Annotated in this window: 28 protein-coding genes; 25 read left to right on the forward strand and 3 right to left on the reverse strand. The window is 36.2% G+C overall.

The genetic code is table 11. The features are described from left to right. The first annotated feature begins 9 nt into the window (after nt 1–9). Nucleotides 10–627 (forward strand): hypothetical protein, encoded by a 618-nt coding sequence (locus tag BUE84_RS05890; protein ID WP_079240879.1) that lies wholly within the window; start codon nt 10–12, stop codon nt 625–627. Between the two features lie 33 nt (nt 628–660). On the opposite strand, the gene BUE84_RS05895 is transcribed toward BUE84_RS05890, so the two are convergent. Next, the gene (locus tag BUE84_RS05895; protein WP_002980937.1) at nt 661–1,635 is read right to left on the reverse strand and encodes a YhcG family protein; all 975 of its coding nucleotides are present in this window, start codon (nt 1,633–1,635) and stop codon (nt 661–663) included. A gap of 187 nt (nt 1,636–1,822) precedes the next feature. On the opposite strand from BUE84_RS05895, the gene BUE84_RS05900 reads away from it, so the two are divergent. Genes BUE84_RS05900 through BUE84_RS05950 form a run of 11 tightly spaced genes read left to right on the forward strand, consistent with a single transcriptional unit; the run spans nt 1,823 to nt 10,780 of the window. Next, complete coding sequence (locus BUE84_RS05900; RefSeq protein ID WP_034692230.1) at nt 1,823–2,128, forward strand: DUF4134 domain-containing protein; 306 nt, start codon at nt 1,823–1,825, stop codon at nt 2,126–2,128. A gap of 9 nt (nt 2,129–2,137) precedes the next feature. After that, nucleotides 2,138–2,470: a DUF4133 domain-containing protein gene (locus tag BUE84_RS05905; RefSeq protein ID WP_079243862.1), complete on the forward strand. Its 333-nt coding sequence runs from the start codon at nt 2,138–2,140 to the stop codon at nt 2,468–2,470. After that, nucleotides 2,467–4,977, forward strand: coding sequence for a TraG family conjugative transposon ATPase (locus BUE84_RS05910; protein WP_079240880.1), 2,511 nt, complete (start codon nt 2,467–2,469; stop codon nt 4,975–4,977). The genes BUE84_RS05905 and BUE84_RS05910 overlap by 4 nt, the downstream gene beginning before the upstream one ends. Before the next feature lie 48 nt (nt 4,978–5,025). After that, nucleotides 5,026–5,631: a DUF4141 domain-containing protein gene (locus BUE84_RS05915; RefSeq protein WP_079243863.1), complete on the forward strand. Its 606-nt coding sequence runs from the start codon at nt 5,026–5,028 to the stop codon at nt 5,629–5,631. Between the two features lies 1 nt (nt 5,632). After that, entirely contained in the window at nt 5,633–6,625 is a 993-nt protein-coding gene (gene traJ / locus BUE84_RS05920; RefSeq protein WP_079240881.1) for a conjugative transposon protein TraJ, read from the forward strand. A gap of 13 nt (nt 6,626–6,638) precedes the next feature. Continuing rightward, complete coding sequence (gene traK / locus BUE84_RS05925) at nt 6,639–7,262, forward strand: conjugative transposon protein TraK (RefSeq protein WP_079240882.1); 624 nt, start codon at nt 6,639–6,641, stop codon at nt 7,260–7,262. Nucleotides 7,263–7,272: 10 nt separating this feature from the next. After that, entirely contained in the window at nt 7,273–7,542 is a 270-nt protein-coding gene (locus tag BUE84_RS05930; protein WP_238594371.1) for a hypothetical protein, read from the forward strand. Between the two features lie 3 nt (nt 7,543–7,545). Continuing rightward, nucleotides 7,546–8,844, forward strand: coding sequence for a conjugative transposon protein TraM (traM, locus tag BUE84_RS05935; protein WP_079240884.1), 1,299 nt, complete (start codon nt 7,546–7,548; stop codon nt 8,842–8,844). A 15-nt stretch (nt 8,845–8,859) separates the two neighbouring features. Beyond that, nucleotides 8,860–9,759, forward strand: coding sequence for a conjugative transposon protein TraN (gene traN, locus BUE84_RS05940; RefSeq protein WP_079240885.1), 900 nt, complete (start codon nt 8,860–8,862; stop codon nt 9,757–9,759). A 1-nt stretch (nt 9,760) separates the two neighbouring features. Next, a complete protein-coding gene (locus BUE84_RS05945; RefSeq protein WP_047432732.1) occupies nt 9,761–10,321 on the forward strand; it encodes a conjugal transfer protein TraO in 561 nt (186 codons plus the stop codon). Nucleotides 10,322–10,333: 12 nt separating this feature from the next. Next, entirely contained in the window at nt 10,334–10,780 is a 447-nt protein-coding gene (locus BUE84_RS05950) for a DUF3872 domain-containing protein (RefSeq protein WP_002980926.1), read from the forward strand. A gap of 185 nt (nt 10,781–10,965) precedes the next feature. Here the strand turns inward: BUE84_RS05950 and BUE84_RS05955 are convergent, their stop codons facing one another. Continuing rightward, entirely contained in the window at nt 10,966–11,409 is a 444-nt protein-coding gene (locus BUE84_RS05955) for a JAB domain-containing protein (RefSeq protein ID WP_007846375.1), read from the reverse strand. 725 nt (nt 11,410–12,134) lie between these two features. Between BUE84_RS05955 and BUE84_RS24540 the strand changes: the two genes are divergently transcribed. From BUE84_RS24540 to BUE84_RS06005, 12 genes are all read left to right on the forward strand, one after another. Further along, nucleotides 12,135–12,296, forward strand: a complete 162-nt coding sequence (locus BUE84_RS24540) for a hypothetical protein (RefSeq protein WP_167348773.1) — start codon at nt 12,135–12,137, stop codon at nt 12,294–12,296. A 19-nt stretch (nt 12,297–12,315) separates the two neighbouring features. Then, on the forward strand, nt 12,316–12,642 hold the full coding sequence (locus BUE84_RS24765; RefSeq protein ID WP_238594372.1) for a recombinase family protein: 327 nt from the start codon (nt 12,316–12,318) through the stop codon (nt 12,640–12,642). 30 nt (nt 12,643–12,672) lie between these two features. Next, the gene (locus BUE84_RS05960) at nt 12,673–13,929 is read left to right on the forward strand and encodes a recombinase family protein (protein WP_238594373.1); all 1,257 of its coding nucleotides are present in this window, start codon (nt 12,673–12,675) and stop codon (nt 13,927–13,929) included. 174 nt (nt 13,930–14,103) lie between these two features. Beyond that, nucleotides 14,104–14,721, forward strand: a complete 618-nt coding sequence (locus tag BUE84_RS05965; RefSeq protein WP_047432865.1) for a TetR/AcrR family transcriptional regulator — start codon at nt 14,104–14,106, stop codon at nt 14,719–14,721. A gap of 149 nt (nt 14,722–14,870) precedes the next feature. Further along, nucleotides 14,871–15,719 carry an NAD(P)/FAD-dependent oxidoreductase gene (locus tag BUE84_RS05970; protein WP_238594374.1) on the forward strand — a complete coding sequence of 283 codons (849 nt, stop codon included), beginning with the start codon at nt 14,871–14,873 and terminating at the stop codon, nt 15,717–15,719. 201 nt (nt 15,720–15,920) lie between these two features. Further along, nucleotides 15,921–16,562 (forward strand): TolC family protein, encoded by a 642-nt coding sequence (locus tag BUE84_RS05975; RefSeq protein ID WP_052187025.1) that lies wholly within the window; start codon nt 15,921–15,923, stop codon nt 16,560–16,562. Nucleotides 16,563–16,801: 239 nt separating this feature from the next. Continuing rightward, nucleotides 16,802–18,223 carry a tetratricopeptide repeat protein gene (locus tag BUE84_RS05980; protein ID WP_047432860.1) on the forward strand — a complete coding sequence of 474 codons (1,422 nt, stop codon included), beginning with the start codon at nt 16,802–16,804 and terminating at the stop codon, nt 18,221–18,223. A 413-nt stretch (nt 18,224–18,636) separates the two neighbouring features. Beyond that, entirely contained in the window at nt 18,637–20,118 is a 1,482-nt protein-coding gene (locus BUE84_RS05985) for a tetratricopeptide repeat protein (RefSeq protein ID WP_047432857.1), read from the forward strand. A 345-nt stretch (nt 20,119–20,463) separates the two neighbouring features. Continuing rightward, the gene (locus BUE84_RS05990; protein ID WP_079240887.1) at nt 20,464–20,796 is read left to right on the forward strand and encodes a hypothetical protein; all 333 of its coding nucleotides are present in this window, start codon (nt 20,464–20,466) and stop codon (nt 20,794–20,796) included. Nucleotides 20,797–20,946: 150 nt separating this feature from the next. Further along, nucleotides 20,947–21,210: a hypothetical protein gene (locus tag BUE84_RS05995; protein ID WP_047432852.1), complete on the forward strand. Its 264-nt coding sequence runs from the start codon at nt 20,947–20,949 to the stop codon at nt 21,208–21,210. 421 nt (nt 21,211–21,631) lie between these two features. Beyond that, nucleotides 21,632–21,823 carry a hypothetical protein gene (locus tag BUE84_RS06000; RefSeq protein WP_145953218.1) on the forward strand — a complete coding sequence of 64 codons (192 nt, stop codon included), beginning with the start codon at nt 21,632–21,634 and terminating at the stop codon, nt 21,821–21,823. After that, complete coding sequence (locus tag BUE84_RS06005) at nt 21,807–22,139, forward strand: hypothetical protein (protein WP_047432847.1); 333 nt, start codon at nt 21,807–21,809, stop codon at nt 22,137–22,139. Before BUE84_RS06000 ends, BUE84_RS06005 begins: the two co-directional genes overlap by 17 nt. A gap of 766 nt (nt 22,140–22,905) precedes the next feature. Here BUE84_RS06005 and BUE84_RS24920 read toward each other — a convergent pair. Continuing rightward, nucleotides 22,906–23,037, reverse strand: coding sequence for a hypothetical protein (locus tag BUE84_RS24920; RefSeq protein ID WP_262487981.1), 132 nt, complete (start codon nt 23,035–23,037; stop codon nt 22,906–22,908). A 217-nt stretch (nt 23,038–23,254) separates the two neighbouring features. Here BUE84_RS24920 and BUE84_RS06010 point away from each other — a divergent pair, with 217 nt between their 5' ends. After that, nucleotides 23,255–23,983 (forward strand): hypothetical protein, encoded by a 729-nt coding sequence (locus BUE84_RS06010; RefSeq protein WP_047432845.1) that lies wholly within the window; start codon nt 23,255–23,257, stop codon nt 23,981–23,983. The last annotated feature ends 200 nt before the right edge of the window (nt 23,984–24,183 follow it).

Below are 24,183 nucleotides of genomic sequence, written 5' to 3' on the forward strand. Positions count from 1 at the left end.
TATCATTTTATGGAAAAAATAATCATTACAGGTTTATTAATCGCTATCATTCTAATTCTTCTCGACAGAAGATTCCCAGTCAATGTCCGTGCGAAAGATAGGGGTAATACTAAGAAAAGTTCTCCACCGATAATGGGAGATATTAAGCAAACAAAAAGAAAAGGTTGGCCAGTTGAAGCCACTGAAAGCCACCTTGAATTTACTTCATTAGCAGAAGATAATTTTGAATCAGAAACCAGAGAAGGGAAAGCTGAAGATGTAGCCGAGAATAAAAATCTTGATGATATCCTAATCAAGGATAATTGGGGGCAGGAGGAAGAAGATTGGAAGTATCAGGACTCTAATATCGAAAGCGGGTTTGCTACAGGGGTTACCTTTCAGGAATTGAGTACTGCGGGTCAGCTGTTACAGCGGAATATGCTGGAACCTGATTTAGAACAGCAAGCAGTTGCTATAATTCAAAAAATTCATGGGACCGAGCTTTTTGATCTTTTGGAGAATTCGTTGGGGGAGGCTTCGAAGCGTATTTCAAATTTGTTAAGTCAGAGCATTTCGAATGATGTTCAAGGCATATCTTCCAGTTACAAAGATGGTGTTGAAGGTTTCGATATTGGGGAGTTTGTTTAGGCAAATTCCCCTTTTGTTATTAAGAAGTTTCAACTAAGATCTGTTATCAAACAATTCATGCAGTTTTTTCTGCAGAACCTTTTTGTCGGGAAGCTGCGTTTTGTATTCAGAAACCATTGTCGGAGAAAGACTTCTACTCAGCGCATATTCTACTACTTCGCTGTCTTTGTCTTTACAAAGCAGTACGCCGATGCTTGGATTTTCGTTCTGACGTTTAACATCCCTGTCCAGCGCTTCCAGATAAAAGTTAAGCTGACCCAGATGTTCGGGTTTGAATTTATCTGCTTTCAGTTCGAAAGCGACAAGGCATTGCAGCCCCCTGTGGAAGAATAAGAGATCGATATAAAAATCAGAATTTCCGACCTGTACTTTGTACTCTTCGCTGATAAAAAGAAAATCCCGTCCTAACTCCAGGATAAAATTTTTCATCTGCTCAATTAAACCTTTTTGGAGATCATTTTCATTGAATGTTTCAGGCAGATTTAAAAAGTCAAATACATAGCTGTCTTTAAATGTATTGACTATATCAGCGTTAGTTTCTCTCAACACTGTTGAGAGTTTTGAATTTCCAATCATCGTTCTTTCAAAAAGGCTGCTGGATATCTGTCTCTCTAACTCCCGGAAGCTATAATTTTCCTGTTTGGTCAACTTGATATAAAATTCCCTTTCTTCGATTGATTTACATCTGGAGAATATGGACAGATTATGAGACCAGCTGATTTCTCTCAACAGTGTTGAGATTTTTGGAAATTCCTTGTAAGTCTCATAAAACTGCTTCATTCTCCAAAGATTCTTATCCGAAAAACCTTTTAGTTCAGGTTCATGAGTCTGGATAAACTGAGAAAGTTCTTTAACCACAGATTGTCCCCATTCACTCAGCTCTACCTTTTTGCTGATATACTCACCAATATTCCAGTATAGATCGATGAGTTCCTCATTGACTTTTCTTATCGCATTGTTACGAGACTGTTTGATGAGCTCAATAATATCTGTGAACCTTTTATCCATGATTTCTCTTTTTTGAAATTCCTTGCAAATTTACAATTATTTATACAGGAATTCTGACTGGCGCACGGTTCTTTAACAGCCAAAAGAGTCCATCCAATGCCATTCCTGTTACTGAGTACCTAGACTCGGACATCTTTGTCTTCAAGCCCGTAAAGTGCGGGTTTAATAATCAAAAAATCTATTCATTATGAAAAAACAAAGAAAAAAATTGCTGTACGCAATTTTAACATTCGTAACAATTAATTCGGTATTTGGTCAAGGCAATGGTTCAGCCGGAATCAATGAGGCTACACAGATGGTCACTTCTTATTTTGAACCCGCTACCCAATTAATTTACGCCATCGGTGCAGTCGTCGGACTCATCGGAGGCGTAAAAGTCTATAACAAGTTCAGCAGCGGTGACCCTGATACCAGTAAAACTGCTGCCAGCTGGTTTGGAGCATGTATCTTCTTAATTGTTGCCGCAACCATTCTTCGCTCATTCTTCCTTTAAATGACGACTATGAATACCTATCATATCAATAAAGGAATAGGAAGGACGGTAGAGTTCAAGGGACTTAAAGCACAATATCTCTTTATCTTCAGTGGAGGACTCTTAGGAATATTGATCTGTATCATGGTTATGTATATGGCAGGCGTCAATACCTATCTGTGTTTAATTCTCGGAGGAGTCAGCAGTGGACTTCTTACCGGGCAGACTTTTGCACTGAATGGAAAATACGGGGAACATGGTCTGATGAAATTAGGCGCACGCAAGAGACATCCAAAATACATCATCAGTCGAAAGAGTATTTATCGGTATTTGAGAAACAATCGTAAAAGAACAGAAGTATGAGAAATTCTTCCAAAGCAGCAACCTTGGAAAGTAAATTCCCATTGCTTGCGATTGAAAATGACTGTATCATTTCAAAAGACGCTGATGTTACGGTTTGCTTTAAGGTCAGACTCCCCGAACTGTTTACTGTCGCTTCCGCTGAGTATGAAGCCATGCATTCCGCTTGGTTTAAAGCGATTAAAACACTCCCGGATTTCACCATCGTTCACAAACAGGACTGGTTTATGAAAGAAAACTACAATCCTGATTTGTCACAAGAAGACCAGAGTTTTCTTTCCAAATCATTTGAAAGGCATTTCAATGAGAGGCCCTTTTTAAATCATTACTGCTACCTGTTTATCACAAAAACAAGTAAGGAGAGAATGCGGATGCAGAGCAATTTTTCTTCTCTCTGTAAAGGAAAACTGATTCCAAAAGAGATTAAAGACAAAGAAGTCATTGGTCGTTTTCTTGAAGCGGTCGATCAGCTGGAGCGGATTATGAATGACAGCGGTTATATCCATTTGGAAAGGATGACAGAAGATGAGATATCAGGAACTTCTGAGAGATCAGGACTACTGGAACAGTATCTGACTCTGTCCCGTGAAACCCATCCATCATTGCAGGACATCAAATTAGGCTCAGAAGAAATGCGAATCGGTAATAACCGGATCACTATGCATACCTTATCGGACACGGAGGATTTACCAGGCACTGTCTCATCACATAGTCGGTATGAGAAGTTAAGCACCGACCGTAGTGATTGTCTTCTGTCATTTGCTTCTCCGGTGGGACTTCTGCTCAGTTGTAATCACATTTATAACCAATATCTGTTCATCGACAATAGTGATGAGAATCTTCGCAAATTTGAAAAATCTGCAAGGAATATGCACTCTTTAGCAAGATATAGCAGAGCCAATCAGATCAATAAGGAATGGATTGAAAAGTATTTAAATGAAGCGCATTCTTATGGTCTGCAATCTGTTCGTGCACATTTCAATGTGATGTCTTGGTCTGATAATCCACTTGAGCTAAAGCAGTTAAAGAATGATACGGGGAGTGCGCTAGCCTTAATGGAATGTAAGCCCCGTCATAATACCACGGATACAGCTACCTTATATTGGGCAGGAATTCCCGGTAATGCAGGCGATTTTCCTAGTGAAGAGAGCTTTTACACATTCATCGAACCTGCTTTGTGTTTTTTCACAGAAGAGACCAACTATCAGGATTCACCATCACCTTTTGGGATCAAGATGGCTGATCGCCTGACTGGAAAGCCTATTCATTTGGATATTTCAGATCTGCCGATGAAACAGGGGATTATTACGAATAGAAATAAGTTTATCCTTGGTCCATCGGGCAGTGGTAAATCATTCTTCACCAACCATATGGTGCGACAATATTATGAGCAGGGAGCGCATGTTCTTCTTGTAGATACCGGAAATTCCTATCAGGGATTATGTGAACTCATTAAAGGAAAAACCAAAGGAGAGGACGGGGTTTATTTTACTTATACCGAGGACAATCCTATCGCTTTCAATCCATTCTATACTGATGACGGCGTTTTTGACATTGAAAAAAGGGAGAGTATAAAAACCTTGATTCTGACCCTGTGGAAAAGAGACGATGAACCACCAACCCGTTCAGAGGAAGTGGCACTCTCCAATGCAGTCAGCGGATATATCGAAAGAATTAAAACCGATGACCAGCATCCTTCTTTCAACGGATTCTATGAGTACGTCAAAGATGATTATCAGAAAGTATTGGAGCAAAAGAAAGTCAGGGAAAAAGACTTTGATATTGCCAACTTTCTCAATGTGCTGGAACCTTACTATAGAGGAGGAGAGTATGACTATCTGCTCAATTCAGAGAAGCAGCTGGACTTGTTATCCAAACGTTTTATTGTCTTTGAAATCGATGCTGTTAAAGATCATAAAATTCTGTTCCCTATTGTAACCATTATCATAATGGAGGTCTTTATCAATAAGATGCGGAGACTCAAAGGAATCAGAAAACTCATCCTCATCGAAGAAGCCTGGAAAGCCATTGCCAAGGAGGGGATGGCTGAGTATATCAAGTACCTGTTCAAGACCGTCAGGAAATTCTTCGGAGAAGCCATTGTGGTAACTCAGGAAGTCGATGATATCATTCAGTCACCGATTGTGAAAGAAAGTATCATTAATAATTCGGATTGTAAGATTCTTCTTGACCAAAGGAAGTATATGAACAAGTTCGATGATATTCAGGCGATGCTGGGATTGACTGATAAAGAAAAGTCCCAGGTGCTGTCGATCAATATGAATAATGATCCACGAAGACTTTACAAGGAAGTTTGGATTGGACTGGGTGGAACGCACTCTGCAGTCTATGCCACTGAAGTTTCAACACAAGAATATCTGGCATATACTACAGAAGAAACGGAAAAGATGGAAGTGATGAATCTTGCATCGGAACTTGACGGCAATGTCGAACATGCCATCAAGAGGATTTCTCTTAAGAGAATCAAATCGAATAGAAAAGACCATTAAATCATTTAAAAATGTACAACAATGAAAAATTTAATCATTAAAACCTTAATGGTAGCATTCTTTGCTACCGTAACCTATACAAAAGCACAATTTGTCGTAACAGACCCTGCAAACCTAGCTTCGGGAATTTTGAACTCAGCCAATGAAATTGTACAGACTTCTTCAACGGTATCTAACGTTGTTAAGAACTTCAATGAAGTTAAGAAAGTATATGAACAGGGTAAAGAGTATTATGACCAGCTGAAAGCCATCAATAATCTGGTCAAAGATGCCAGAAAGGTTCAGCAGACTGTCCTTTTAGTGGGTGATGTTTCTGAGATGTATGTCAACAATTTCGGTAAAATGCTGAATGACCCCAATTTTAATACTCAGGAACTAGCTTCCATTGCCAATGGTTATTCTGCGCTTCTTACGGAGAGCACGGAGCTATTGAAAGAACTCAAAGAGATCATCACTTCTAACGGTCTTTCTCTGAATGATAAAGAAAGGATGGATGTTGTTGACCGGGTTTATAAAGAGGTCAAAGCGTATCATAATCTGGTACGATACTATACCAATAAAAATATTTCGGTTAGTTATCTCAGAGCAAAAAAACAGAATAACACCCAAAGGGTGTTAGATCTTTACGGAACCTCTAATCAAAAATACTGGTAAGATGGAACCAAGCAACTTACATGAAGTCCTACGTTCCGTTTATGAGGAAATGATGCCGATGTGCGCTGATATGGCTGCTGTGGCAAAAGGGGTCGCAGGATTAGGCGCTTTATTCTATGTAGCACTAAAAGTCTGGCAGTCATTGAGCCGTGCAGAATCGATTGATTTGTTTCCCATGCTGAGACCTTTTGCCATAGGCATCTGCATTATGTTTTTTACCACATTGGTTTTAGGAAGTCTTAATGGGGTAATGAGTCCCGTCGTTCAGGGAAGCCATTCAATGCTGGAGAATCAGGTCTTGGATATGAACGAGCTGCAGCAGAAAAAGGATCTTTTAGAACGAGAAGCGATGCTTAGGAATCCGGAGATGGCTTACCTTATTTCAAACGAAGAATTTGACAAGAAGCTGGAAGAGCTCGGATGGTCACCATCGGATTTGGTCACGATGTCCGGAATGTATATTGAACGGGAAATGTTTGCCATCAAGAAAGATATCAGAGATGGTTTTCGTGAATTTCTTGAAATTCTGTTTCAATCGGCAGCCTTAGTTATTGATACCATCAGAACCTTCTTTCTGATTGTCCTTTCAATATTAGGACCTATCGCATTTGCCATTTCTGTATGGGATGGTTTTCAGACGACGTTGAGCCAATGGCTGACAAGATACATCAGTGTTTACCTATGGCTTCCTGTTGCTGATATTTTCAGTGCCATTCTTGCCAAAATACAGACTTTGATTTTAGAACGGGATATCGAGATGCTCGCAGATCCCACTTTCATTCCTGATACCTCCAATACAGTATACATCATCTATATGGTAATCGGCATCATCGGTTATTTTACGGTACCGACGGTAACTGGCTGGGTGATTCAGGCAGGAGGTGCAGGCAACTTTATGCGTAATGTGAACCAGACTGCTACGAAATCAGGTAATGTCGCAGGAGCGGCAGTAGGTTCTGCAACAGGAAATATTTCGGGAAGATTATTAAAATAAAAATTACTGTTCTATGGAATTTAAAACGTTAAGAAATATTGAGAGCAGCTTCAAGCAGATCCGTTTGTTTACATTCGTTTTTGCGGTGTTGTGTTTTGGAGTAGTAGGTGTAGTTGTCTTTAAATCCTACCAGTTTGCCGAAGAGCAGCGTCAAAAGATCTATTTGCTGGATAACGGCAAATCATTGATGGTAGCCCTTTCGCAGGATATGTCAATTAACAGACCTGTAGAAGCAAGAGAGCATGTGAGACGATTTCACGAATTGTTCTTCACCATAGCACCTGATAAGAATGCTATTGAAAGTAATATCAAAAGGGCTTTCAATTTGGCTGACCAATCTGCATTCAACTACTACAAAGACCTTCAGGAGAAAGGATATTATAACAGGATCATCTCTGGAAATATCCAACAAAGAATTGAAGTAGACAGTGTTGTCGCCAATTTCGATAGTTATCCATATGTCGTAAAAACATATGCAAGACAGTTCATTATCAGATCAAGTAATTTGACCACCAGAAACTTAATTACGAACTGTTCATTGGTTAATTCTGTAAGGTCTGACAGCAATCCACAAGGATTTACAATTGAAAAATTCAATGTGATTGAAAATAAAGATGTCGAAACGGTTGAACGCTAATATGACCACAATGAAAAAACTAAGAGATAAAATCGAACATTACATTCTATGGGCAGAAGCTCATTGGAAAGTTCTTCCGGTATATAGACAAAGATTTTTAACCAAGGTTTTCTTTGGTAGTTATGTTTTGATAACTGTCATCGTCATTGTCAATATCTGTATTTCTACAACTCGAAGAAATAATACCATGTCTATCAATCATATTGACGGCATTTCTAAGAAACCTATCGAAAAAGAATCGAAGCATAATGAAATAGTAAACTCATCCACTAAAAAATAGAATATGAAAGATTCAGAGAAAATTAGAGTGACAGAAAATGATCTCTCACAAAATTCTAACGGAGTGAATGATCATCCCAAGGCTCAATGGGAAAGACTAAAGAAACCTTTCATCTACTTTTTGATGGCTACTGTATGTGCATCTTGCTTTTATCTCATCTTTAAGCCCAAAACCGATCATACCATTATTGAAGAGGCTGGCTTTAATGCAGCTATTCCACAGGCAAAAGACGGTCAATTGCAGTCTGATAAGCAAAAGGCTTATGAGCAGCAGTTATTAGAGCAAAAGAATGAAGAAAAGAGAAATTCAATAACAACTTTATCAGATTACTGGAATGACCAGAACGGTGTAAACTATAATAGCAACCCACCTTCTTCAACATCCACTAAAAGTGTACTTCAGCAATCCGATCAGAATGCTCTGAACAGTTATCGAAATGCACAGCAGACCTTAAGCTCTTTCTATAATCGGGATAATCAGGAGGTCAATAATCTGAGGAAAGAAATTTCAAGGTTAAAGAATGAGTCAATGCAAAATCATGCCGTTCCTGCGGGTCTGGGAATCAACGACCAGTTAGAGCTCATGGAAAAATCGTATCAAATGGCTGCTAAGTATCTTCCAACGATGCCAAAGCAGGAAAAACCAGCAGAAAAAGAAGAGATCGAAAAGCCAACGGAAAAGAAGGTTAAACTGACTTCAGCAATACCGGTACGTTCCAATGTTGTTTCCTCATTATACAGAGACCAGTCGGATAGTGCTTTTGTCGCAGGTTTGAATCAGAATCGATTTTATGACAGTCAAAATGATTCAGAAAACTTAGTTCAAACAAAAAACGCAATAAGAGGTGTGGTCTATGAAACTAAGACTTTGGTCAATGAAAGTACATTATCTATAAGGCTTTCAGAAGCGATGAAAGTCGGAAGAGCTGAAATTCCAGCGGGGAGCTTACTGATTGCAGTAAGCAAATTTCAGGGTGGGAGGCTTCAGTTAAAAATATCTTCCATTCAATCTCAAGATAATATCTATCCTGTAGAAATCAATGTTTATGACACTGACGGTCAGATGGGATTGTATGTTCCTTATTCAGCGGAGCAGAATGCGGTAAGCGACATTGTAGCTAATATGAGCCAGACTTCAGGCACTAATATTATGATGACCCAATCAGCAGGACAACAGATTGCAGCTGATCTGAGCAGGGGAGTAGTACAGGGATTGTCGGGCTATTTTCAGAAAAGAGTCAGACAATTGAAAGTAACTGTAAAAGCTGGCCATCAGGTCTTACTCTTACCTAAAAATAACTAATCAAAAAAAATAAAAATGAATACACAAAAGAGTCATTATATTCTCATTATGCTATTACTTTTATTAGTAAGCAAGGCATTTGGGCAGGATTCCGTGACAACCTATTATTCCTTGGAAGAGGGAAAATTAGAGCCTTTCAGGATACAAGTTACCTACAATAAAACCAGCCATTTGATATTTCCTACATCAATACGATATGTTGACCTGGGAAGTGATCTCTTGGTTGCCAATAAGGCAGATCCTATAGGAAACGTTCTTCGGGTTAAGTCAGCCGTCAGGGATTTTGAAGAAGAAACTAATTTTTCGGTCATTACTGAAGATGGAAAATTTTACAGTTTTGACGCATCCTACAGTTCTTATCCCGATATACTCAGCTATGATTTAGTAAAACTTCAGAGAGGTATGGAGCGACAGTATGCTGATGTATTATTTGAAGATCTTAAAGGAAGCTCAACTTCTCTCATCTGGCTTTTTATGGAAAATCTTTACAGGAAAAGCAACAGAACTATTAAACATATTGTTTCAAAAAGCTACGGAATTGAGTTTTCAGTCAGGGCACTGCACGTTAATGACAGCAAGTTTTATTTCACATTGCAGGTTAAGAATCAAAGTAATGTGGGGTATGCTATTGAATGGGTCAATTTTAAAATTGTCGATAAAAAGAACTTAAAGCGAACGGTCGTTCAGGATAAGATTTTAAAGCAGGTTCGTACCTATTTCCCGGAAAGGATAATAGCTGATCATTCAGACAGTAAAGGGATTTATATGCTTGATCAGTTTACACTCTTAAAAGATCAGGTTTTGGAGATTGAAATTCTGGAAAAGAATGGGGGAAGGCATCTGAAAGTACAGCTTGAAAATGAAGATCTTGTTCATGCAAGATTGATAAACAGTTTAACCATTAAAACGGAGTAAGATGCACAAAATATTTTTAACAGTCATCTTCATGATGATAATGGGTAGCAAAATATTTGCTCAACAGATGATTCCTAAGCAAATTGGTGTTGAATTTACCTATTCGGTATTTCCAAAATCTCCAGAAAAACAAAATTATATGTTAAGTACTGGGCTTGTTTCTTACTCGAAGAATGGTAATTACTTTTTTGGACTGGCAGAATATGGTAGAAAATATTATAAATACACAAGCGGCGATATCCCGATAGATAGTTTCCTGCTGAGCAGTGGGTACAGTTTTTATGTTTGGGGAGACTTCATGCGAAATGTCAATTTTAATCTGGGAATTGGAGGTCTTGTTGGTTACGAGCAGATTAATAGAGGTGATGAATTGTTGTATGATGGATCAAAGCTTAACTCTACAGGTAATTTTATTTATGGGACGAACGGTAAGCTGTCTATTGAAAGCTATCTGACTGAGCATTTAGTTTTCCTGGTCAACGGGCAACTTCGCTTTTTGAAAAATAGTCAAATGGTTAATTTTCACTCTCTGCTGGGGGTAGGAATAAGATATAATTTCTAAAAATAATGAAAAATGAAAAATATAATTAATACAGCTAAAATACAACTAAAGTGTTTCTTGCTACTATTTGTGATTGGACTATTTGTACAATCATGTGAAAAAGATGATTTGGAAATTCAGCAGAATTATCCTTTTAAGGTGTCGGTTATGCCTGTTCCTAAGGATATCGCTAAAGATGAGTATGTGGAGATCCGTATCAAAATTATTCCTGAAGGTAATTTTGCTGACACCAAATATTATCTTCGATATTTTCAGTTTGAGGGAGCAGGAAAGCTGCAGTATTATAACACTCAACCTTACTTTCCTAATGATATTTATCCTCTTTATGAGAAAGAGTTCAGATTGTATTATACTTCAACCTCTGAAGTTTCACAATCATTTACGGTATGGCTCTCAGACAGTTTTGGAAATGAGGAGAAAATTGAATTTCAATTCAACAACAAAAAGCTAAACGGATAAATACTATTTCTTTAGCTTACAAATATATATTTCCACTTCAAATAAAACCATCTAATTTGAGAAGTATTGTTTAGTATTTGCGGAAAGATGGTTGGCCTCCTAAAGGACAAGCATCTTTCCGCGACGCCACAAGAATCCAGACCGGGAACCGGCTCTGGATTCTTATTTTTAGAAATTTAAGTCCCTTATAAAATACCTTCATCGGAGAAAGAGAAGGAGTCGGTTGAAGTTATTATACAATGATCAAGCATGTTAATATTTAATAGTTGGGCAGCCTCCTTTATTTTTTGTGTGATGCCTATGTCTTCGCGAGAAGGTGTAAGGTTTCCGGAAGGATGGTTATGGGCTATAATAAATGATACGGCATTACATAATAGAGCTCCCTGCATGATGATTCTGATGTCAACAAGAGAAGAGGTAATTCCAGATTCTGATATTTTTTGTATTCCTAAGACCTTGTTAGCCTGATTCATATACATTGAGTAAAATGACTCTCTGTAGTCGATCTGATCTGCATCAAAATGTTCCCTGAAAATATCTGTAGCATCCTGGGAGTTCAGTACTTTTTTTTCAGCATTTCCTTTTCTTGTGTAGATCAATTTGATCTCATTTACAATATTATATTTCATTGTTATTGCTCTGAGTACGGCAGAGCCTTTTGTTTCCCGTACTTAAGTTAAAAAAGCATTTATTTAAAACATTATTTAAAACACTATTTAAAACACTATTTAAAACATCTTTGAAATGTTATGTATCTTTTCTGGATCAAAAGCCTTTTCAATCTCTTCTCCATTCTATTTCTTAAAAGCCTTTCAGGCTTCGCTGAATATTTTTCAAAAGAAAAACCGGAAAAAAGAAAGCAGATATGAAGTGTTGACAATGAAAAAAAACAAAAGGAAACGGAATAATTGGAGGGTACCTTTAGGGAGGAAACCGTTTATGCCGTAGTCTTTTGGTTGGATTAGCAAGACGGCTGGCAACAATACCTTAGCTGCCTTTTTACCGGTTTATTATGGAAAATGTTTCGTGTAATAGCAGTCAATAACCTGTTTTTGTATATGAAATGAATGTTTAAATTAACAATGTTGATTTTATTTGTATTTTAGTTGAATCTAAGAATGATGAATTTCTTTGCATCAATTTTCTCTTGTTGCACCTAAAAAATAAATTTAAACGTAATCACATCTTTTATAAATAAAAATTTTTTCCGCCTGATGGTTGATGTTAAGTGTTTCGTTTGATTTTACATGTTTCAAGCGTTAGACATTTATATTTAAAAGCCAAATACATCGCATAAGTGTCTGGGTTTAATTTCAGAACAGTTGTCCAATACTTTTATTAAAAAAGTATTGGTATGGAGAAGAAAGTTGAAATTAGTAACATTACCATAGAGGAGATTATCAAGATTTTTAAAGAAGAGGAGGGAATTGAATTGAGCATTGAGGAGGCGAAAAATATTTTAAGCTTTCTGACGATGCTCTTAAAAATTACCATTAAGAGTTTTTTAGAACAATAATATTTTCTAAGATTTATATATGAAAAAAGCCGATTTATATATCCGTGTGTCAACTGATGAGCAGGCAGATAAGGGATACTCGCAAAGAGATCAGGAGGAACGATTAAAACGTTATTGTGAAAACAATAACATTAAAGTAGGTCAAATCATTTATGAAGATTACTCAGCCAAGACTTTTATCAGGCCAGAGTGGATTAAATTACTGGATACGCTAAAGAAAAAAAGCTCAAAAACGGATCTGCTGCTTTTTACAAAATGGGATCGCTTCAGCAGGAACGCTGGCGATGCGTATCAAATGATTAACATACTTAGGAAAATTAACGTTGAACCGCAGGCCATTGAGTAACCTTTAGATCTTTCAATTCCTGAAAATAAAATGATGCTGGCTATATATCTTGCTGCACCGGAAGTTGAAAACGACAGGCGCGCTCTGAATACTTATTATGGAATGCGCCGTGCTAAAAAAGAAGGCAGATTAATGGGAAGGGCACCTTATGGCTACGCTAACAGAATAACGGAAAACGGGAAAAAGTATGTAATTCCGAAGGAACCGGAAGCTTCCAATATGAAATGGGCATTTAATGAAATGTCCAAAGGCATTTATTCAGCGAGCCAAATCATGGATATGATGAACAGAAAAGAAGGAAAGTCAGTTAAGATAAGTGCCTTTCTTGCAAGTTTACGGAATACCGCATATTGTGGGAAAATTTACGTGGAGCAATTCAATGAAGAGGAGGCTCATTTTGTTAAAAGTATTCATGAACCTTTGATCAGTGAAGAACTATTCGAAAAAGTTCAATGTATAATGGATGGAAATGTGAATCCAGCCAGACCTAATGTAAAAGTACTGTCTGACGATAATTTGCCATTAAGAGGTTTCCTTGTGTGTCCGGAATGTGGTCATTTGATTACAGGCAGTGCCTCTACGGGACGTTCTGGAAATAAATATTATTACTATCATTGCCAGTCCCCGTGTTCATACCGTTACAAATCTGAGATTATTAATTCTAAATTTTTAGAGATATTGCAGTCATTGGAAATGCGCATATCTATAAAAAATTATTTGAAAAAAGTACTGAGGCAAAATTTTGAAAAATTAATCAATAATCCCCAAAGAGAAAGGAAAGCAATTCTATTAGAAATAGATCGTTTAAACAGTAAATTGAAACAGGCAAGAAATAAACTGATGGAGGAAGTCATTGATGATGAAGATTATCTTGAAATTAAGACCGACTGTAAAGCACAAATTGAAAAGCTCGAAGCTAAATTAACTAAAGGAAAGGATAATAAGAAAATAGATTTTCAAAAACTACTAGACCAAGCATTATCGAACCTAGTAGACCTTGCGAAAGTCTATACTGATGGGGATATCGAGGTAAAACGTAAAATAATTGGTTCGATATTTCCTGAAAAATTGCAATTTTCAAAAAATCATTATCGAACCACCCGACCCAATGTTTTGCTCTCTTATATATACCAGATAAACAATGAGTTAGGTATGAAAAAAAACCGGAAAGAAAGTGAATTATCACCTCTTTCCGGTCTTGTACCCACAACCGAAGAAATATCGAAATATTTGATTGAAGATTTGGAAAGAATTTCTGAAATAACTAATCCATCATGTTTACCTTAACGAACGTGTACGCAATATTTTTATTTTTGGTTTTATTTGAGCTAATTTAAGCAAAAACTTTAAAAATTCATTGCTACTTCTCTATTAATGAAATAGACTTAAACAATTATAATGTCGATCAAAAAATGAACATTGTTCAAAAAATATTATATCTTTGCATAATAAAATATTATAATGAGTATCAGCGAAAGAAAGCAGAAGGAAAAAGAGGCCTTGAGATTATTGATTCTAAATGCAGCAAAAAAGCTTTTTGTAGAAAAAGGTATCGAGCATACAACCATCCGTAATATAGCGGATGAAATTAATTATAGTGTCGGAACTGTCTATGTCTATTTCAAAGATAAGAATGCTATTTTCCATGATTTGCATTCCGTTGGTTTTAAGGAGCTGGGAAAAGCCTTTAAAGAACTTTTTGAACTTGAGGATCCTATGACAAGGCTGAAGAAAATGGGTTCCGTATACATAAAGTTTGCACTGGAAAATTCAGAGATGTATGATCTCATGTTTAACTTAAAGGCACCGATGGATTACCTGGAAGAGCAGAAATACGATCTATGGCCGGAAGGGAGCGAAACGTTCGGATATGTTAAAAAGACAGTGGAGGACTGTATGAATCATGGACATTTTCAGGATCATAATTCCGAAGCACTGTCTTTTATGATTTGGAGTCTTGTGCACGGGATGTGCAGCCTTGAAATCAGTCAAAGAACCAAAGGGGTTAAATTTAGTAGCCCCGACACTATTATGTCGGAAGGCTATAACGAGTATTTAAGAATGTTGGAAAAATTGTAATTTTTTTAGTAAAAAATGAACGTTGTTCAAAATTTATCCAATAAAAATATAATAGTTTCAAAATTGAAAACATTGCTATGACATTAACAAACAAAAAATTGTACGACACAATTATCGTCGGTGGCAGCTATGCAGGACTTGCTTCTGCCATGACATTGGGACGTTCTCTAAGAAATGTCTTAATCATCGATAGTGGAACTCCCTGCAATAAGCAAACTCCACATTCGCATAATTTCCTGACCAGGGACGGGCTACCGCCCGGAGAGATCGCGGCGATTGCCAGAGAAGAGGTTTCAAAATATCCTACTATTGAGTTTTATGACGGTTTCGCAGTCCAAGGAAGCAAAATATCAGAGGGTTTTTTGGTCAACATTTCAGATGGTAAATCATTTAAAGGAAAAACATTGATCTTCGCAACAGGCCTATCTGATACGATGCACGACATCAAAGGTTTCACAGAGTGCTGGGGAATTTCTGTCATCCATTGTCCCTACTGTCACGGATATGAGTTCAGGAATAAAAAGACAGCAATCTTAGCAGAAGGAGACCGTTTGATCTATTTTACCTCTCTCATCAAGAATCTGACCGATGATGTCACTTTAATTATCTCAGACAAAAATGTAGGCAATAAAGACAGCTTTGCTACACTTCAAAAAAATGGTGTTAAGATTATTGAAAAGAAGATCGTTGAAATACAGCATCATAATGGCTATGTTGATCAGATCATCTTTTCTGACGTGACATCAGAACGGTTTGAAGCCGTATATTCGCCAGTACCATTTCGCCAGCAGTGCAATATTCCTGAGAAATTGGGTTGTGAGATTACTGAGAAAGGTCTGATCAGTATAGATACCCTACAGAAAACAAGCGTGGATGGTGTATATGCCGCCGGTGATAACTCTAACACATTACGTGCGGTTTCATTGTCTGTATCATCCGGAACTGTAGCTGGCGTTGGCGTTAATGCAGAGTTGTCTTTGGAAGCGTTCAACAAATAAATCAAAGGTATTAAATCTTTAAAAGGCAAAGTAATACATTTGATTGAGTCAAAATTCTGAATAATAGTAAACAGTACATTGTATCAGTGTGGTAAGTTTACCGACTGTTGGAATAGTAGTTTGCTAAATGCAACAGTAATTAATTAATAAACAAGACAATTTTTTTGTCCTAAAAAATGAACAATGTTCAAAATATAAACAATGTATATAAAAATTAAAAATCTATCACTGGTTCTGCTGCTGTATCTCGGCTTTTTAGGCCACGCACAAAATCATCTGGACCGCTATATTAAGATTGGTTTGACCAACAATGAGGTCATTAGGCAGAAAAGCTTCGACATCAACAAAAGCCTTTTTGCTCTTAAAGAAGCACAATCGCTATTTTATCCTAATGTTGCTTTGGTGGGCAATTATACCATTGCTGACGGTGGAAGGACCATAGATATTCCTATTGGGGATATGCTGAATCCAGTGTACAGTACTTTGAATCAGATCACCAATTCCAGTACTTTTCCGCAGTTGCAGAACCAGTCGGTCTTGATCAATCCCAACAATTTTTATGATGTCAAGCTTCATACGACGATGCCGCTGCTGAACTATGAGATTATTTACAACAAAAGGATTAATATGCAGCAGACAAATTTACAGAAGATTGAGCTGGAGGTCTATAAGCGTGAGCTCGTAAAAGATATCAAGATTGCCTACTACAAATACCTACAGCCCGTAGAAGGAATCAGAATTTATGAAAACGCACTGTCTATCGTCAAGGAAAATCAAAGGATTAATAGATCACTTTTTAAGAATGAAACATTAGTTCTTGTAATTAATTCTATCACCATATGATTCTCTATTCTCTTGGTTTAAATCCTTGTTACTTACTATATTAATGAATTGTTGTTCTGTTTTGTTTCCTGAGTTTACGACTTTTGTTATGCTTTGAAAAAAAAATGATAAAATTACATGCGAAATAATATCTTTGTAATAACAAGGAATGTGACTACATATGTTTGGTAAGTAGATTAATCTCGTAGAAGTGAATTTTTAATGATATATTTATAAAAAATATATTTAAGATTAGAATTATGATTTTAAACTATAATAAAGGATGTATAATTGCCCTTTTACTTTTAATTTTCACGATAAAATTAAATGCACAGATATATTCCACATTAGATATAGATAGTCTGCAAACAAAGGAGACAAAAAGACTAATGGAAAATGGTGATTATAATGGAGTAATTACTATGGAGAAGAAATTGCTAAAGCGGTCTAAGGAACTAAATTATACAAAAGGTGAGATCAGAGCATATATTGATTTAGCCAATTATTTATGTGGGGTAAACAGGAATCAAGAGAGTTTTTACTTTCTGTCGATTTCAGAGAAAAAGCTGAAAGAATTTAATGATCCAGTTCTGATAACAAGGCTTAATATAATTTACGGTAAGAACTACCATGGTTTGGGCTTATATAAGGAATCGTTATTAAGTTTTAATAAGGCTATTCGTCTTGCCTATCGTATTCCTGATGCCGAAGAAAGAAACCGGAAACTCAATTATATTTATAATCAGAAAATGATTGCTTTCCAGGAAAAAGGTATCATAGATTCTGTGTATGCTATGGAACGCAAATTACCTGTGAATTCTGCATTATACGTCTCTCTTGCTGAAAGAAATCTCAAAGGCAAAAAGTTAGATTCAGCAGAGTACTATCTGAATAAAGCTAATTCTTATTTCAATCAGATGCCTGCCGAAAGAAAATCTAGAATATTGCTGTCTTATGGAGGAATTTACTTTGAGAAGAAAAAATATGAGGAAGCGTTGAAATACTATTTCCAGTCGCTACAACTAGTCAAGAAAATTGGATTGAAAAAGTCTGAACGAGTAACTTATCAACATATTTATGAAACCTATAAAAAACAAAATGATATTGAAAGAGCAAATAAATATTTGGAAAAATATATTGCATTAAATGATAGTCTTAATAATGTGGAAAGAAATATCTTAGATATTCCGATAAGAAAAATTCTCGATGAGAATATTGAAAATGAAAAACATAAGAAATATTTTTTTTATTATATATTTGTTGGTATCGTTTTACTAAGCATCACATTATTTGTAGTTTTACATAAAAGCAGCAAAAGGAAAGAGAAGCAGAAGGATGTCCTTATTATGGAGAAAGAAAGAGAAACGGAAATTCTTAAGAAGAAATTATCTTCATCGATTGATGAATTGGTACAACTGGCTATCCATAATGATCCTGCATTCCTGGGGAAATTTGAAGAGGCATACCCTCAATTTTATAATAGTTTGTTACTGCAATGTCTTAACATTACTCTTAAAGAATTCAAGCTTTGTGCATTAGTAAGGCTTAATTTTTCTAATAAAGAAATAGCCCAGTACAACCATATATCTGTCCGCACTGTTGAATCACAGAAATACAGGCTTAGAAAAAAGCTTGGGATCGCTGCTGATATTGATTTTAACAAATGGATCCTAATGCTGTAACAAAGAGGGTTATTATGATTCTTAGGTAACTGCATTTATACTGCAAATAAATGTAATATGTTGTAAAATAGGATTTTGTATTTTTGAGTGCGAATGCAGTAAGATCTTTTTTATAAGATTGTTGTAAATTTGCTGTAATAATACTATATAGGAATTATCATTAAAAGATGACCCTGATGTGTGATTTTGTTTTTCAAATTAACGCAATTCCAATTTTGATTTAATTCATCGCAAATCGAGACTAATTGAATAATGTAACAGACTCAACTATTATATGATTCTTTTTTTTATCACGTTAGTGCTCAAATAGGAATTGGTTCATAAGAATAAATGCTAGAGCAGAGTCCCATTGCTTGCGTTGAGATAATTATGATTATATTTTGCTAAAGAATACAACAGAGAAAAATTCATTTATGATTAAAAAAAAATTATTGGTACTGTTCTTCGTTCCCCTTTTCTTTACAGCCAAGCTTCCGACTAAAAAAGAAATAGACAGCCTTATCCTGGTTGCGTATAATAATCAGTTTAATGTTGATGTCGTAAAATTTGTAATGGATTCAAAAACTGTACTTTCTAAAAGCGAGCAAATAGGTTACTCAAGAGGAAGAACTACTTCCTGTGTATTTATAGCAAGTGGATTGTATGATTTGGGTGATTATCAAAAAGCCCTGACATATCTTTCTATTGCGGAAAAGGAAAAATTCGCACAATCTGATTTTATAGTACTTTCAGAAATATGCAGAATGAGGGGAAGGATATATAGTAGCATGGAGTTTAAAGATACAGCTATTAAATTATTCAAAGAAGGAATTGGATACATCGATAGAATAAAGGATGATGGTAAGCGAAAACAGGCTTTGTCTCTGGCTTTTCAGAATTTAGTTGAATCTTATGAGAAAGCCAAAAAGTTTGATTCAATGTATGTATATTTAAAAAAGGAAAAAAATGTTTTAGATAATTCCAATGAAAAAAATGTTTTTCCCAATGCAATTAATTTTTACTCCTCGCTGGGTCAGTATTATACATATAAAAGCAAATATGACTCTGCAGCATATTCTTTTGCTAGAGCTGAAAATCTGATCAGGAAGTACAGCTTTCCTTACACGTCTGCCAATGAAAAGGGAAGAGGACTTATGGAGATGAGCAAGAATAATCCAGAAACAGCATTAAAACATTATTTTCTGGCCTTAGACAATGCAAAGAAAAACAAATTTAAGTCTGAGGAAGTTGAGCTTTATTCTTTGATAGCATCTGCATATTCAAAGAGTGGAAATATATCAACATCAAAAGAATATGATCAGAAGGCCTTACTACTAGCAAGTAGGTTAAATTTAGAAAATAAACAATCTATTGAATATATTTCCAATGAAATCCTCAAAGATAAGATTAAGAAAGCATCTGAGAAGAATCACACAGTTTTAATTGTGTTTTCCATATTTTTCTTTGTTATATTATTGGGGGTGACTGTGGTGTATCTTCGTACATACAAAAGAAATAAAAAGTTAATTTCAGAAACAGTTCAGACGCTGTTGCAAAAAGAAAATGCTTTGTTGATGAAGGAAAAGGAAACAGAAATTCTTCAGCAAAAACTGGGTGGATCTTTTTTTGAAGTTGTTCAGTTAGCTAAAGAAAATTCACCGGAATTTTTTACCCGTTTTAATGAAGTATATCCTGAGTTCAGGAATAAATTGCTTGAAATTTCCCCTCGCTCGAAAACAAGTGAACTTACCTTTTGTGCGTATTTATTTCTGAATTTTTCCACTAAAGATATTGCAGAATTTACTTTTACGTCTCCCCGAACTGTTCAGACCCGTAAATATAATATTCGTAAAAAATTTAATATTCCTACTGATGAAGATCTGTATATATGGATTCAGAATATTGCCAGAAAATAAAGTACGCTCTGCTGCCTTTTATTATTGCTAATTTACGTATCTTATACGTATCATATTTGGAGGTAATCTCCTGTTTTTTTTTGTTTCTTTATTTATTCAATAATTAGATCGTAGATCAGACGTAAAAGGTGTATTGCCATTAACAATTTTTATACATTAGCAATCTCAGAAGTCAGATTTACTCTCTTTGTAGAGAGGTTTGTCGATATTAAAGGGGCAGTATTTGATGGGCCTGCATGGTATATGCTGGATGGAAGAAATTTAACCTTATTGTCCACAGGAGTTCAGGCCAATGCAGCTAAAATTGGACTGATAAATTAGCCTCCTAATGCCACAGACCATTATTTGAAACAAAAAGGATTGTCTGCATTGTTAAGTATAGGAGGTACACAAACAATTACTCGTGTACAACAGAACTTACCCAATATTAATTATACCGGTACATCTTCCAGTAACGGGGCACACAGTCATCAATATGATGATAGAGGCGATAAGCCTTGGCGTCACGGCAATGGGGGAGTTCAGCTTGCCAATACAGCCCAGCTGAACAATCAAAATATAGGTTCGGCAGGCAGCCATTCTCATACAGTCCAGGTAAGTTCTGGTGGATCCAGCGCAAGCATTGATATGGAACCAAAGAATTTGGCGGCCAATGCTTTTATTTATTTAGGTTTTTAGTTTTAAAAAATACACGATGAAAAAGAAATTATTTTATTTTTATTCAGGTTCTTGTCTCAATTACTGTTCAGGGACAAGTGGGGTTGGAACGAGTACCCCAGTTCCAATTCTATTTTAGATGTCACGTCTGCAAATAAAGGAGTACTGCTTATGAGAAACAGTCTCACCAATACTGCATCTCCCATACCTTTATCTGCTCATGTAAAAGGAATGATCACCTATAATCTTGCCAATTCTAGCAATGTTTCTGAAGGTATATATGAAAATAACGGAATCAGCTGGTATGCTGTTTCTTACGATTATCCTTATTGTACAATTTCAAACAGTTTTGCATCAGCAGATCATAAAGGATGGTATTTATTTGGTGGAAGAGGTGTTTCTTCACTTCCACAAATATACAGGCAAGAGCAGTAAGTCTTGGATTTACAGTCAATCTACCCAATGCAAATGATAGAATTATTAAAACAAAGGATGTATCAGAAACGTTGGGCTCTCTGACAGGAAATGCTGCTATAACTCTTGCACAGTTCAATCTTCCAAATGTTATTTTTGCGGGGAGTACAACTATGGTGGTACCCATATAAATACCTATACTGACAGAGGAACAGGCGTTTCTGTAAATAGTGGAAGTGGAGCCAATAATCCAGTAGCATATAATACATCAGGGACCTACAATACAGCCGCTGCCGGAGCTCATACCCATAGTTTGTCATTCGGCTCAGGAGGTATTTCTCAACCCATAAGCATTACTTCCGGTTATTTGGTGACCAATGTTTTCATTTATTTAGGAAGTTAATAAACGATGAAAAAAATAAAATTTATAATAGTTTTAGTGATGATTATTTGTAATTATCATACTATAAGCGGACAAGTGGGAATCAATACTCCTACACCGGATCAAAATGCAATACTGGAAATGTATACCAATAATAAAGGATTGTTACCTTCTCGGGCATCTCTGGTCAATATAACCAGTGCTTCTCCACTTTCTCAGCATATTAAAGGAATAATTGTCTATAATAAATAATGCCAGTGTAAGTGAAGGACTTTACGCAAATAACGGAACCCAGTGGTTTCGCTTGTCTACAGAAGATATGCCTTTTGGATATATAAAATACAGTGTTTTAGCAGGTGACCACAGCGGTTGGTACCTGTTGAATGGAAAAGCTGTTTCTTCTTTACCCGCAGTGGCTCAGGCAAATGTGGCATCACTTGGCTTTACTGCCACAATTCCGGATGCTGCCAATAGATATTTGAAAGCAAAAACCGGAACAGAAGTTCTCTGGGAACTACACGAGGTAATTCTGCAGTTATCCTTGTACAAGCTAATCTGCCGGCGATGACGTTTTGCGGTACCGCTCTTTCGGTAGGTAATCACTTTCATAGCCTTACAGATAGAAGAAAATACTTCAGTCAATGCCGGAGGTCTTGGCAATGATAATGCCGATGATACTGCCGGAATATATACTACAAGCAGCGCAGGAGCCCATTTCCACTCCTTTACTATAAATACAGAAGGAACAAGTACACCTGTACCTATTGATCCAGAGCATCTTAATCTTAATGTTTTTATCTAATTAGGACGACTCAATCATAATTTGAATTAGTGTCTATGTTTCCAAGTTGAACACCAGCAGTGACCTGATATATACCCGCCTTGGCAACATTATGGTATTATTGACTGCATTCCAGGTACCTCCTCAAGCTGTATTAATATTAACCAATCGAAATACTACTGTATTTTGAGCCAGGTTTACTGGTAATTTGTTAAAATGTTTGTCGTTTGTTAGACATTAAAATATTTCCCGGTATTTTCAGGGAATCCCACAAAATTATTGGCAGAAATCTGTGACACAGCACCAATTCCAGCTGCAAGTAATAGTCCTGTTACCAGCATTAGTGACAGAGGCAACTGAACGGAGCCTCACATTACCATTCACATCCAAAGTGGGATCAGGGGCGGATGTACCAATACCAAAATTGCCTGCTGAAGTAATGGTCACATTAACAGAATTATTGGTATCAAATTTATCATTTGGAGCAACTATACCAAGATAAGCTTTTCCTCCTCCAATATACGATTTCAGGTTAATTGCTCCATGAGTATAATTAATTCCATACTGGATCTATCCCTATCCAGTGATTGGCAGCATCAACGGATAAGGTATTTCTATCAACTGATATAGTAAGGTTACTGGTAAGGCTGCTGTATGCTCTTTCATCTGGAATTACTGTATACATGCATCCACTTTTTTCCATAAGCCGTAAATTTAGACATGTTTGTAGGAAGTGTTTATAGCTATAAAATATACTGCATATACACTGCATATGCTATATATTCTTCATTTTAAAGGTGAATATATAGCATATTTAAATAAGTACATAATACGTATTATGTTTTTTAGTTACTTTCTGAGCTTATTTGTTCCTTTGGGAAAGAATTTTAAAACGATAAAAAATGAAAAAAATTGTATTACTTTTATTTGTCTTGCTTTGCTCGATAGTGTATTCGCAGGTAGGAATCAACACGACAGCTCCCACACGCACCATTGATGTAAATGGAGATGCAAGAATCCGAAGTCTGCCCACCCTTACCAGCCCAACTGTTTCTCCGCTGTTTAGTGATGAAAATGGAGTTTTAGGAAAGGCAACGATTTCTCTTCAATCCCAGATTGCTTTTTATACTTCCAATGACACTTTTACTTTTGTAGCTTCAAGCTATAATGCAGGAAATGATCAGATAGTTCCAATATTATCTTCGCATGCTACTCTAAATACAATAGGTGTTACAGTTCCAGCAACAGGGAATATCAATATAAGTCAGACAGGAACCTATATGTTATCAGGATCTATAACGCCAATTCTGGCAATAAGTAGTGGCGGCGACGGATATGCTTACATGGCAGTAAACCTTGAGGTCAGCACTAATGGCGGAACATCTTGGACTTCTATATCAGGAGGAAGATCAATGTTTCCTAGAGTAACTACTGGAGTTGATAGAACTTATAGTTTTGTAATTCCATCAGTACTTAAACAATTAAATGCTGGTGACTTAGTTAGGATTAAGTTTTACAGAACATCCACAGATCCTCCTGCATCAACTTTACAGGGATCTAGTGTATCCGGTATAACACTAGCAAATGGTTTTGGTGCACCATCATTCACATTTGCAATAACAAAACTATAATATTTTTGTAAATCTCTTCTGTTGGATTTATCTTTCTTATAATTATAGGGAGCATTCGAAAGAATTATTTTTTTAAGAATTTAAATAATGATAAGAATTTAATATAGTTGCTATTTAATGAGAAAACCGGTTTCCCTGCCGGTTTTCTTTTTTTATTATTGAAAATATAATTCATTTCAAATTTTAGTGGGCAAGTATAC

This window comes from Chryseobacterium indologenes, from assembly GCF_002025665.1.
GTDB classification, from domain to species: Bacteria; Bacteroidota; Bacteroidia; order Flavobacteriales; family Weeksellaceae; genus Chryseobacterium; species Chryseobacterium metallicongregator.